We start from the raw sequence: 12,333 nt of genomic DNA on the forward strand, positions 1-12,333 counted from the left end.
ATTCATCCTTGACCTTATCCAAACCAACCCGATGGGTAATATAATTAGCAGGTTAAAAAATTTCATGATGTAAATCCTGATGAGTATGTCCATAAGCCATTTTTATTCTTTTTTCCAGTATCGGTACCTGAACCAATCAATATCCACATAGCCTTTATCTCCGAGTACATTGTAATTGTAGATGCCGATCCGGTCTCCCCGATAACTCCCCCATGTGAGTTGTGTGATGCCTGCAAAGGGAATGAATACCCGACCGGTCAAGCTGAACGAGTAAGTGTTTTTGCCATGGATGTCCCACGTTGAACGAAGCCAGATCGATTTTCCAGTTATCTTGACGCCAACCGTATCTTTCCCGTTATACTCATATACCAGGTATCGCTCGTTTTGAACCTGTCTTACACCCAGTGTGGAATAACTGGTCGTAGAAAAATGTGTGAGGCCGGCGTACTGACCATCGGCCATATGCGCGATATTCATTTTGATGGTGACTGTATTAGCCTGGGTTCGCATAGTCCGCTGTGTCAGCGTATTTCCTGCCGTTAAAATATGATATAGCGGTTTAACAGGCTTAACCGTTTCAAACGCGTGGAGACGAAGATGCCCCGGACGCTCGGTCAGCGACCATTTTTCGATTCTGGGCTGGTAATTCCATTCCCATTGCGCATTTAGTATTGGCGAACTGAAATCATCGCTGCTTTTAATTTCAAGGTCGCTTTTATTGTTGATCGGTTTAGCGGCCGACCACACCATGCGGCCTATACCGTCTTCTCCGACGGCTCCAATGATAGGCCATCCGTCAACCCATTGAACAGGCAGCAAACTGGCTACTCGGCCTTCCCAGTCACCCGTGCCATGATGTGTAAAAAAACACCACTGACCGTTTGGAAGTTGTATTAAACCACCCTGGTTCGGTTCCTTATCCAGCTTTGTATCAACATGATTCAACTGTCTGATCTCCCAGGGACCGGTAAGTTTTTTCGCTCGCTCCATCATCATTACACGCCCTTCTTCCCTAACCTCACTAAAATAGTGGAAATAAAGACCGCCAATCTTATACAGCTTATTGGCTTCGCTACCCTTGGACTGATGAATGATCGTGTCTGATGAGGTGATAAGGCCTTTACCATCCGGGCTCATCTTAAACAGATGGATATTATATTGTTTGTTGGTTTTAGGATCAAATTCAAAATTTGTCGCGATAAAATAAAGCTGGCCGTCGTCGTCACAAAAAGAACTGCAATCGTCCCAGCCCCTGGTTTTCCAAACCTGATGTAACGGTTCCCAGGGCCCGGCAGCGCTGCTGGCCGAGCTCATAAAAAATCCATCGTCAGGAGTGCCGAAATAAACCCAAAACTTGTTTTTATAGTATCTTATAGAACCAGCCCATATACCTTTTCCGTAGGCATTCATGCGGTTCCAGTTCAATTCCGGACTGATTGCGGTAAGATCTTTAACAACGTGGCCGATGATCTCCCAGTTTACCAAATCCCTGGAGTGCAGTACCACCATTCCCGGCGAGAATTGCATAGTCGATGAAATGGCATAGTAATCTTCTCCAACACGGATGGCATCGAGGTCGCTGTAGTCTGCAGGCAAGACAGGATTAACATATGTGCCGTTTTTCTGGTCGCCCCATTGCTCCGAAAGTTGGCCGTACAGGAACAAGGCCTGAAATTGAAGGAAAAATAGTATAAAAAATATCCGGATAACTTTCATATCAAGAAACTTGACCTAATAAATATTCCATTCCCATATCCCTTTTACACCGCTTGTTATTTTCACTCTTAAATAACGGGCTCTGATCAGGAGGTTGTCAGTATGGGGCGATTGAATTTTCAGATCGGAATGCTCAACGCATGTTTGCCAGTTACTACCATCTGCGGAGTATTCAAGTTTGTAGGTATGCCCTGCCGTCGGCCTGACAAAATACAGATCGCTGCGTTTAAGCTTTTGAACCCTGCCCAGATCAGCTACCATCCAGTTAGCCGTATCTTCCGGAGCGGGCATCCAGCGTGAGCCGTTCTGTCCGTCGAAAGCAAAGGCTGGCCCAAAGGATTCTGTCCGGTGTAGCAGCGTGTCTTGATTCGGTTTTACCAGCAAATTCGGGCGAACACTCGAAGCGGTAGCAGCGATAATCTTTATTTTTTTATCGCGGTGAACGGACCCCAGCGCACCTAAACCATCCAGCGTAAGTTCTACAGGACGAATCGTTCCGTCGTCATTGAAGGTGAGTTTATTGACATAGGTTTGCCGGTTGGTACTGCCGCGGCCGAATTCAAGATAAGCAAAATAATAGTTATCCGTTCCGGGCACATTAAAAACACAGCCATGACCGGGACCAAAGATATGCCGTTGATGATCAGTAGTCGATACGAGATCGTTCTTCGGAAAATCAAACGGCCCCAATGGGGAGACTGTACTGGTCACGTAGGCGTACTGGTATTTCTCATCCCCGCCCTGTGTATATAGATAATAGTAAACACCTTTACGTTTAAAAAAAATGGGACCTTCAGAATATGCTTTTCTGGGAGTGGGTATATTAATGACATTGCTGTCGACAGTGATCATGTCTGCTGCGAGTTTAGCCGCGCACCTGTGTTGCCAGAACACATAAGCCTGGTGGTCATCATCTACAAAAATCTCAGCATCGATACCCAGCGGTGGTTTTGAGTTTTTCGACGATAATAGCGTTCCGGCGGAATAAGGCATGATAAAAGTATCCGGGCCTTTCGCTAACCTGAACGGGCCGTCGGGAGAAGCCGAAACTGCCGGGTACATAAATCCATTTACCGTGGGGTAAATATAATATTTGCCATTGGCTGAAATGGCTTTGCTCGGAGCCCAGTATTTTTGATTCAAAGCTGAGGGAAAATAAGTTCCAGAGAAACTCCAGTTTACAAAATCCTTCGACTTCCATACTACGGGCGGCCCGGATGCATCCAGTCCCCTGTCATAGCCATCCGTCGTCGCATAGCAATAAAATACGCCGTCAATCACCTGAATACTTGCATCAGCGATCATGTCGGGGATAAGCGCATGACCAAAAGGGTTGGACACCTGTGATTTTGCCGGAAGTGAAATTAAACCAAAGCAAGCGGACAACAGAATGGTTCTAAAAGACGTATACGCGTTCCGTTTAAAATAGATTGAAAAGTTATATTTAGTACTATTCATTTTTATCAATGCCGAATTAGTTTATTTGCCTTTCTACCAATAGGTATATATTGCATGTCAAAACCAAACAGTTTATCGATATGCCCCGATTTAACAATAGCAAGTAGCGATAGTTAGGTAATGGTAGTTGTTATTCGCAAACCGCGGCCATGCCACGCGAGCTCCTATAAAAGCTGCGCTGAGTTACAATTAACTGCTATAGTTCTATCATCGCTTTAATTACACCATTGGCAGGATCAAGCCAGCTATCAAATTCATCCTTAACCTTGTCAAAACGTACCCGATGGGTAATATAATTAGCAGGTTGCACCAAACCTTTCTTCATGGACGCAATCACATGTTCAAAATCTTCCCGGGTAGCATTACGGCTGCTCATTAATGTAGCCTCGCGCTTATGAAACTCCGGATGACTAAAGCTAATGTCTCCTTTTTGCAAACCAACCAATATATATCTGGCGCCATGTGCCATATATTGAAATCCACTGTTAATCGCTTTCAAGCTGCCCGTGGCATCTATCACTACAGCAGGCATATCGCCATCAGTTATTTGAGCCAGGCGCTCCTGTATGTTTTCGATCGATACATTAATAATATGATCTACCTTCAATCGGTCCCGGCAAAATTCAAGTCGTTTTGTGTTGAGGTCCATAGCAATTACTCTACCGCCTGCAATACGGGCAAATTCCATTATTCCGAGCCCTATAGGTCCCGCGCCTATAACCAGTACAAACTCGCCGGGCTTTACATCAGCCCGTCTGATACTATGGGCACCTATAGCTAACGGTTCTACCAAAGCCAAGTCATCGTAACTCAAACCATCTCCATGTACCAATGAATAGGCCGGCACATTCAGATATTCAGCCATTCCCCCGTCTACGTGAACGCCACAAACGTTAATATTAGCGCAGCAGTTGGGTCTTCCAGCTCTGCAGGCAATACAAACTCCACAGTTAAAATAAGGGATGAAAGTAATTATTTCACCTTTTTTAAAGCCCGGTGCACCGTTAGGCTCAATTAACTCACCTGAAAGCTCGTGCCCCAAAATACGGGGATAATTAAAATATGGTTGTGTACCTTCAAAAGCATGCAGGTCTGTACCGCATATCCCTATTCTCCTAATCCTGATCTGGGCATAACTTTCTTTTATTTCAGGTATTTCCTGATCTTTAAAAGCCAGTTTACCGGGCTCCTCACAAACTACTACCCGCATATTAATATTATCAAAGCTGAAAAATCTGTTTCATAATCACCCACTTCTCCCCTTCTTTTGCCCAGGGCAAGGGCTGCTGAAATTTCCACATCAGCTGTTCCCACTCTTGTACCTTTGGGTTAACCGCATCCATTTGTTCTTTTTTTTCAGCTTCATAATGATCACTTGTTTCCATGATCATAAATAAACGGTTGCCCGTGCGGTAGATCTGCATATCCCTGATTTCCGCATCCAGTATGCTTTTACGTATCTCGGGCCAGCCATTTCCTGTACTGTGCCAATGTTCATATTCCGCTATCAATTGCGGGTCATCCTTTAAATCAAGGGCCAAACAATATCTCTTCATGACAGTATTTAATCTTTACAAATAGACAGAAGCGTACGACTTATCGATCAGTCCGCGTTCTTTCATTTCACTCCAAAATTCTGTTGGGATTTTTAACGAAGCTACCGCAACATTTTGCGCCACTCTTTCTGCCTTTGTGGTATTCAATGCAATACTTTTAACACCCGGGGCATTTAGTCCAAATGCTACGCACGCATCAGCCGGTTTTATTTTATAACCGGTACACAGTTGATAAAACTGCTCCCGCCAATGATATAAACCGCTGTCTTTTACCGGATCTGTTAATTGATAATTATAATAATCCGCCCCTGTTAAAAAACCTCCGTTAAAAACCGCTGAGTTGATGATCAGTGTTCCCTGGTTTTCAAGATGCTGCATAAACTCCACTAACTCACTGGGATGGCTGTGGATTGTCATGCTGTTGGCAATCATCACCCAATCCAGCTTTACATCATGGGCTATTCTTTTAATGATCCTCCAATCTTTTGAACCCACACCTATGCCCTTCACTTTACCTTGATCCCTTAATTCATTCAATGCACGGTAAGCCCCCAATATATCCCGGTAACGTTGTATTTGATCAGGCTCATTTTTTGCTGCGGCAAGATATTCATCAGGGTCATGCACCGATATCAGTTCTGCCCTGTAATCGCCCAGCAACTCATTCCCCTGTTCATAGCATTCCAGGATGCCTCCATAACTTATCCTTTGAACGGCGTCATGTTTCAGATCGCACCATACGCCTGGTTCAAAAGTAGGTTCGGCTGTCGTTAATTCGGTGCGAAGCCATCCCAGCTTATTGCTGATCAATACATCTTTAGGATCAACATTCAATTGTTTTAAAGCTCTACCCAGTGATTCCAGCGCAAGCCCGGCACCATACTTACCCGCCGAGTCAAATACGACCGGTTTTGGGGAACATCTGACGCTTTCAGCAACAATAGCACACTTATCCACATCAGAGAGTGCTACATATAAATTCCCCAAACCACTGGTTCCAAAAATTACTTTGGGTAAACTGATCTTTTGCATGTAAACAATAATTATTTTTAAAGAATGGCTGAAACCGGTAAACTCTCAGGCTTTACTTTTACTTGATGGCCTTTAAATCCAAAAACAGCTACCACCGCGAAACAGATCAATGGCACTACGTATCCATATTGAATATTGCCTGTCACATCACTGATATAGCCAAAAGCCCTCGGCAAAATAGCACCGCCGACAATAGACATAATGATGAGGCTGCTGCCGAATTCGGTATCGCCTTTTAATTCCTTTATCCCAAGCGCAAAAATGGTTGGGAACATGATGGACATAAAAAAACAAATCCCTATTACTGTATAAACGGTTGATATGCCATGACCGAAAATAGCAATAATGCAAAGTAAAGTGTTAATACCCGCATAGGCACCCAGTAAACCTGCTGAGCTGTAATACCGCATTAAAAATGTACCGATAAACCTGCCGATCAAAAACGCAAAACCGCATACAGCCAAATAGTAGGTCGTCTCTACTTCTGTCAGGCCGGCGGATTTTGTTGCATATAGGATAAATAAACTGAACACGCAAACCTGCGCACCTACATAAAAAAACTGAGCGGCGACACCCCAGGCCAAATGCCGGTGTTTTAGGGCGTGAAAAATATTTTTACTGGCCTTATGGCCTTCATGGTGCTGTATTTTAGGCAGGCGGGTAAAAGCAAACAGAATGGCAATGATAACCAATACGCTACCGAGTATAAAATAAGGCATTTTTACCGAAGAGGCTTCAGCAGCAAGCGCCAGCTTGCGGCCTTCCTCTGTCATTACACTTAATTGTGCCGGTGTATATCCTTTAGTTAGTATAATGCGCCCGCCAATTATAGGAGCCAGGGTTGTGGCCAGCCCATTAAACGATTGCGCAAAGTTGAGCCTTTGAGTAGAGGTTGCAGGATCGCCTAATGACGAAGCATAAGGATTAGCGGCTGTTTCTAAAATGGTTAGTCCGCAGGCTATGATAAACAAAGCAATCAGAAAAAATGTGTACTGTTGCATATTGGCCGCTGGTATAAACAAATACGAACCAAATGCAAAAATAAGCAGGCCTGTTATAATACCGGTTTTATAACCGTATTTTTTCATAATAAAACCCGCCGGCAAAGCCATTAAAAAATACGCTATAAATACAGCTGAATCAACCAGGGTAGCCTGAACAGTTGTAAGGGTAAATGATTTCTTCAGATGTGGTATCAATATGGGATCAAGGTTATGTGCAAAACCCCATAAAAAAAACAAACTGGTAATCAATATGAAAGGGAAAAGACTTTTATTCTTTGTCATGATCGGTATTATATTGCGTTTACTGATGAAAAGCCATCCTTAATTACTGGCGGTGATCTTCGCCACCCACCCTCCTGCGGTATCCAAATGGATATTAATAACTGAACTTGCCGAAACCGCTTTTTTAGACTTGGTTAAACTTTGAGGGGAGGATATAACATCTGCCCAGGATGACAATGTAAATTTGCCGGGAGATAAAAAATCCATTTTCAGTTGCACGCTTCTTGCAGAATCATTGGTCATCGCACCCACATACCAGTCTTTTCCACTTCTTTTTGCAATAATGACGTATTCTCCGGGGTATCCGCCCAGCACCCTGGTGTCATCCCAAACGGTAGGCATGTTGTTTAAAAAATCAGATCCGGGCTTACCCAAAATATGTTCCGGTGCATCGCAGTAAACGGTAAACGGACTTTCGTAAATCACAAATTTTGCCAGTTCGGCACAGCGACTGTTCATTACCTGGGTAGGGCTGCCTTTTTTGAAAGTTTCCTTTTTTACATTTAAAAAACCGCCGGGAGTGTAATCCATAGGTCCGGCCAGCATACGGGTGAATGGCAGGGTGGTATTGTGCCCGGCTGTTATCCTGGTTGAAAACTTAGAATATTCTTCTCCTAAAACCCCTTCCCTTGTGACCATGTTAGGATAGGTCCGCTCGATGCCGTCAGGTTTAAAAGCGCCATGAAAATCAACCATCAGATGACATTTTGCTGCTGCTTTGATAATACGGCGGTACCAGTTTACCATTTGCTGATCATCCCGGTCCATAAAATCAATTTTAATCCCCGCAATGCCCCATTGCTCATAAATTGGAAAAGCCTTTTCAAAATTGTCATTCCGGTTAACGTCGGCACTGTATAACCACAACCAGCATTTAACCTTTTTAGCCTTGGCATAAGTTAAGATCTCCGGCATATTCAATTGTGGAGCCACCCTGGTAATATCAGCTTCGGGTTTATTGAACGACCCGTACCATTGCCAGTCAATAAGCATGTAAGGCCAATGCTCTGCCGACGCCAGGTCTATATACTTTTTGATGGTAGGCATATCTACCTTTACATCGCCGCTCCACCAGTTATCCCAGGCGCTCATCCCTGGTTTAATCCAGCTTGCATCTATTAGTGCACAGGGAGGATTCAGGTTCTGTATCAGTTCTGATTCAATTAACTTGCCCGGTGCATCGGCAAGCATGACCACCCGCCACGGAGTAAACTGGTTATTTGTAAAACGTGCTTTAACACCATTATCGCTTTCGCCCGGCAGGGGCGATAATTTGGTTACCAGTTCAACTTTACCGGTTGCATTGGTATCTGTTTTTAGAGATCCGATATAAAATCCGGGATAATTATCAATATTAGCTTCTGTGATGGCCGCGTAATGATGCTGATCTAATTCAACCAGGAAGGGTAAACCGGCAATCGTTTTTTCGGTAATGTGGTTCAAGGCCTTCGGCCAGAACTCGGTTTCCTGCGAGGACGTGTAGCTGCCATAATCTGCCACCCAGGCCTTTGCGTTTGCCGGTAAATTATAACTTGTAAGTTCTCTGACTATCTGCCGGTCACCTATTTTATCTGCACCGAATAACTGATAACGGAAAGCGACGCCATCATTATAGGCCCGGAAAAATACGTTCATACGGCGCATCGGCCCGGATTTCTCAACAAGCGACAGCTCCAGTTCATTATAACGGTCAGCTATGGCACTGTGCTTTGCTTTTACCACAGGTGTCCAGTTTTGGTTAACGGAATGCTCTGCATGGCTGATTATGCTCATCCCATTGCCAAGAGCTGGTTCATCTTTAAACTCAAAACCAAGTGATGAAGGATGGATAATTGTTAAACCGTTACTGGAAACGGCATATTGCAGTTTCGTATCATTATTGATCTCCACAACAATTTTTTTATCCGGCGATACCAGCTTAAAAGTTTGTGAGAAAGAAGGAGCTGCCAGCAAAAGGACAGCACTGAGGGCATGATAAAATTTCAGATTCATGACGTTGATTAAATAGCACCCTCAATTTTTAATACGAATGCATCTTTGCCCGGAGCCTGTTGGGGCAATTGCACTTTTAAGCCAGCGGCTGTTTGTTGAAAATTCAGCTTATCGTTTCCAAGCAAACTCACCTGACTTACTTTACCTGCCTGGTCACTTGCTGCTAACTTTTTAATAAGCGCCTCGTTCTCCTGAGGCCAACCCAACATGATAGCATAAAGTGTTTTACCTTTGGTAGTAAACCTGATATCTTCGGCGCCGAAAGGTTTACCCTTGCCTTCATTGAAACCCTGAGCATTAATTGGCGCAGCCGTTTCTATTGCCGGGCCCTCGCCAAACACCTTCCAGGGACGGGTACCGTAAATCGCTTCATTATTTGTCTGCATCCAGGCACCTATGCCTTCAACTACTGTACGCTCTTCACTATCAATAGTGCCATCGCCCCTAAGAGGGATGTTGAGTAACAGGTTACCGTTTTTGCTGACAATATCAACCAGGGTATGCACCACCGTCTTGGCGCTTTTGTAACCTTTATTATCAAATATACGGCGATCATAGTGCCAGCTGCCAATACAGGTATCCGTTTGCCACGGCAAAGGTTCAATCTGGTTGCTTTGTCCGCGTTCAATATCCCATATCATACATTTGCGCTGCTGTTCATCCAGTACTTTACCAAACAACGCTGCTTGCAGCTTACCGTGTTTTTTAATACTGGTATTATACATGTGAGCAGCAATTTTTAAACCGGCATCACTTACAGGCCAAAGAGGTAAAGCAGTATCATCGAAGTAAATCAACTCTGGGCCATATTTATCTATCAGTTCAATGGTGCGGTTTAAAAATTTATCGCAGTAGGCTTTGCTGGGTACACTTGCGCCATTGCCCCAGTCCCAGTGTCCACCCATACTATTATCATCAAGGCTATCCTTGCTTAAGGCATGATTTTGTGCATACAATTCCTGCGGATCATAGCCATTCCACCATTTACCAGCACCATCCGCTTTGGTGAGCTTGCCGTCATAAGGAATACCTGCATAAGGTCCGGTTTTGTCGGCCCGCTGTGCAACCTCGTACCAGGTCCAGGGGTGCGAGGCGTGTACCGTTACGCCAAAAGGCAGGCCGTGTTCTTTAGCAGCTTTGGCCCAGCCACCCACCAAATCTTTTTTAGGTCCCAGTTTGGTAGAGTTCCAGCTTTGGTATTTGCTGTCGTAAAGGTCAAAATTATCATGATGATTGGCCAATGCCATAAAATACTTAGCGCCTGCTTGTTTGTACAAACCAACCAAAGCATTGGGGTCCCAGTTTTCGGCTTTCCATTCGTTGATTACATCCTTGAAACCAAATTTTGAAGGATGTCCATATTTTTCAATATGGTATTTATACTGATCGCTGCCTTCCTGGTACATGCCACGGGCATACCAATCGCCGCGTTCAGGCTGGCATTGTGGTCCCCAATGCGCCCATATACCAAATTTTGCATCGCGGAACCATTCGGGAACTTGATATTGAGTCAATGAATTCCAAGTTGGCTTAAACGGCCCGGAAACAATATCAGCGTTTACATTTGTTTGCAGCAAACTACTGCCAAAAAGTTTAGACAGGTACAGCGAAGATGCCCCTGTGGCTAAGCCTTTTATTAATGTCCTTCTTTTCATAATTGTTTGGTGATAAAAAAATAACTATGGGTACCCGCTATACAATTAATAGCCGGAGCTTTAAATAATTTTTAAGGTTACTATATCTATAATTGGTTGATCAGCAATTAACGTTTATTTTGTCAATAATTGATAATCAATCAAATGTCTTTGAAATAATATCTAAATAATTGACCTAATGGGACTTTTTTTTGTACGAAACCGACTTTTTGGGTGTGGTTATTTTACTTGAAATACGCGCTAATAAAAGAAATCAGGAATAATTAACCCGCAATGCCTGTAATGAACCCGGATATAAATACCTCATTTAATGTGGTTTATTATTGGACCGGAGCTAAGCTTATATTACGCAATTGAAAGTTGCTCAAATGGTTCCCGTACTTTAAAAAGAATTGCAAAAACGGTTTCTTACCTACGAACAACCGTGGATATATCATCTGCTATGTTATATATCCGGTTAAGCGGCATTCAGTTAATGATTAAAACCAACCTGGTACATTTGCTTTTTATATTCACTGGGCGACATGCCAGTCAGCTTTTTAAAAGTTTTAGAAAAATAAGACAGATTATCAAATCCGGTTTGAGTGCAAATTTCTGAATATGACATTCTGCTTGTCGCCATCAGGTACTGTGCACGCTCAACGCGTTTTTCATTGATATAATTTAATGGCCGGGTTCCCGTATGCTGCTTAAACTGTCTTGAAAAATAATCGACATTTTGGTTTGCGCGGGATGCGAGCAGGTGTACTGAAAGATCCAGTTGTAAATTAACGAGGATGTAGTTTAAGGTTTCTGCAATTTTCACCGGAATTAGCTTTTGCTCCGGATGTTTGAACAATTGGGGGTTTAGAAATTTGGCGGTTAGCATCATCAGGATACCCTGGGTTTCCAGGTATGTTGAAGTATTCTGCTGATTGTTAAGCTCTTGATATTCCTTATAGTAAACGTCTTTTTCGTACACTTTGGGATTGTCGGACCGGTTAATTCCTCTTCCTGGGTTAATTTGAAGCAGTCTGTTAAAAAGGTTAACATCCATCTCGGTAGCTTTCGTTTTCAATACTGCTCTGTTATTGGCAAAAAGTGAGCTTCCGTCTATCGAATCTTCAAAAAACTGAACAAAATACTGTCCCAGATAATCGTTGCAACTTAAATTACATAGGGTAAAACTCGGAATGATGTATAAATAGCCTGGTTCAAGTTTTAATGAACTGGCGGCATCTGATATTTCACCTTCTCCACCGTCGATATAATAAATACGATAGTAAGGGCTAATCACATTCCTGTAATTCCATTTCGAATTAAGCCTTACATAATCAACGTTAAGGAGCGAAAAAGTATGTTTTAAATTCCTTTTAATCATCTGAGCCACAAATATGCAAATTGCTTTGACACTATAAAACGGCCGCTAAGTTTAATTAATGTCCTGGTTGCTCTGCGCAACATTGGTGATAAGAGCGCAGATGCAGAGTGCGGATTCTGAACGTATAATAACGATGTGCGATTTAACATCTATTCTAAGACGTTTATTATGCGGTAAGCGCAAATTAGTGCAATTTCCGAAAATACTATTCAACGCGTGAGATAAGGGTTATAAACGTATAAGGTACACTTATCAAACAATATCAATATCAGTTAAAA

At 43.2% G+C, this 12,333-nt stretch carries 9 protein-coding genes; all 9 read right to left on the minus strand.

Annotation, left to right across the window (positions count from 1 at the left end):
* Positions 1-102: 102 nt before the first annotated feature.
* Positions 103-1,716, minus strand: a complete 1,614-nt coding sequence (locus J2W55_RS22410) for a glycoside hydrolase family 43 protein (protein ID WP_310101452.1) — start codon at positions 1,714-1,716, stop codon at positions 103-105.
* A gap of 15 nt (positions 1,717-1,731) precedes the next feature.
* On the minus strand, positions 1,732-3,174 hold the full coding sequence (locus tag J2W55_RS22415) for a family 43 glycosylhydrolase (RefSeq protein ID WP_310101454.1): 1,443 nt from the start codon (positions 3,172-3,174) through the stop codon (positions 1,732-1,734).
* A 196-nt stretch (positions 3,175-3,370) separates the two neighbouring features.
* Entirely contained in the window at positions 3,371-4,384 is a 1,014-nt protein-coding gene (locus tag J2W55_RS22420) for a zinc-binding alcohol dehydrogenase family protein (protein WP_310101456.1), read from the minus strand.
* A 10-nt stretch (positions 4,385-4,394) separates the two neighbouring features.
* Positions 4,395-4,730, minus strand: coding sequence for an L-rhamnose mutarotase (locus tag J2W55_RS22425; protein WP_310101459.1), 336 nt, complete (start codon positions 4,728-4,730; stop codon positions 4,395-4,397).
* Positions 4,731-4,745: 15 nt separating this feature from the next.
* Entirely contained in the window at positions 4,746-5,762 is a 1,017-nt protein-coding gene (locus J2W55_RS22430) for an aldo/keto reductase (RefSeq protein WP_310101461.1), read from the minus strand.
* Positions 5,763-5,779: 17 nt separating this feature from the next.
* Positions 5,780-7,048, minus strand: coding sequence for an L-fucose:H+ symporter permease (fucP, locus tag J2W55_RS22435; protein WP_310101465.1), 1,269 nt, complete (start codon positions 7,046-7,048; stop codon positions 5,780-5,782).
* A 39-nt stretch (positions 7,049-7,087) separates the two neighbouring features.
* On the minus strand, positions 7,088-9,040 hold the full coding sequence (locus J2W55_RS22440) for a glycoside hydrolase family 97 protein (protein ID WP_310101469.1): 1,953 nt from the start codon (positions 9,038-9,040) through the stop codon (positions 7,088-7,090).
* Positions 9,041-9,048: 8 nt separating this feature from the next.
* Entirely contained in the window at positions 9,049-10,695 is a 1,647-nt protein-coding gene (locus J2W55_RS22445) for an alpha-L-fucosidase (protein ID WP_310101472.1), read from the minus strand.
* A gap of 472 nt (positions 10,696-11,167) precedes the next feature.
* Complete coding sequence (locus J2W55_RS22450) at positions 11,168-12,055, minus strand: helix-turn-helix domain-containing protein (protein WP_310101475.1); 888 nt, start codon at positions 12,053-12,055, stop codon at positions 11,168-11,170.
* Between the last annotated feature and the right edge of the window lie 278 nt (positions 12,056-12,333).

This window comes from Mucilaginibacter pocheonensis (assembly GCF_031456535.1).
In the GTDB taxonomy this organism is placed as follows: Bacteria; Bacteroidota; Bacteroidia; order Sphingobacteriales; family Sphingobacteriaceae; genus Mucilaginibacter; species Mucilaginibacter pocheonensis.

Bases quoted from the DNA above. Each gene is read 5' to 3' on its own strand.
- J2W55_RS22410 (WP_310101452.1), bottom strand. From the start codon at position 1,716: ATGAAAGTTATCCGGATATTTTTTATACTATTTTTCCTTCAATTTCAG.
- J2W55_RS22415 (WP_310101454.1), bottom strand. From the start codon at position 3,174: ATGAATAGTACTAAATATAACTTTTCAATCTATTTTAAACGGAACGCG.
- J2W55_RS22420 (WP_310101456.1), bottom strand. From the start codon at position 4,384: ATGCGGGTAGTAGTTTGTGAGGAGCCCGGTAAACTGGCTTTTAAAGAT.
- J2W55_RS22425 (WP_310101459.1), bottom strand. From the start codon at position 4,730: ATGAAGAGATATTGTTTGGCCCTTGATTTAAAGGATGACCCGCAATTG.
- J2W55_RS22430 (WP_310101461.1), bottom strand. From the start codon at position 5,762: ATGCAAAAGATCAGTTTACCCAAAGTAATTTTTGGAACCAGTGGTTTG.
- fucP (WP_310101465.1), bottom strand. From the start codon at position 7,048: ATGACAAAGAATAAAAGTCTTTTCCCTTTCATATTGATTACCAGTTTG.
- J2W55_RS22440 (WP_310101469.1), bottom strand. From the start codon at position 9,040: ATGAATCTGAAATTTTATCATGCCCTCAGTGCTGTCCTTTTGCTGGCA.
- J2W55_RS22445 (WP_310101472.1), bottom strand. From the start codon at position 10,695: ATGAAAAGAAGGACATTAATAAAAGGCTTAGCCACAGGGGCATCTTCG.
- J2W55_RS22450 (WP_310101475.1), bottom strand. From the start codon at position 12,055: ATGATTAAAAGGAATTTAAAACATACTTTTTCGCTCCTTAACGTTGAT.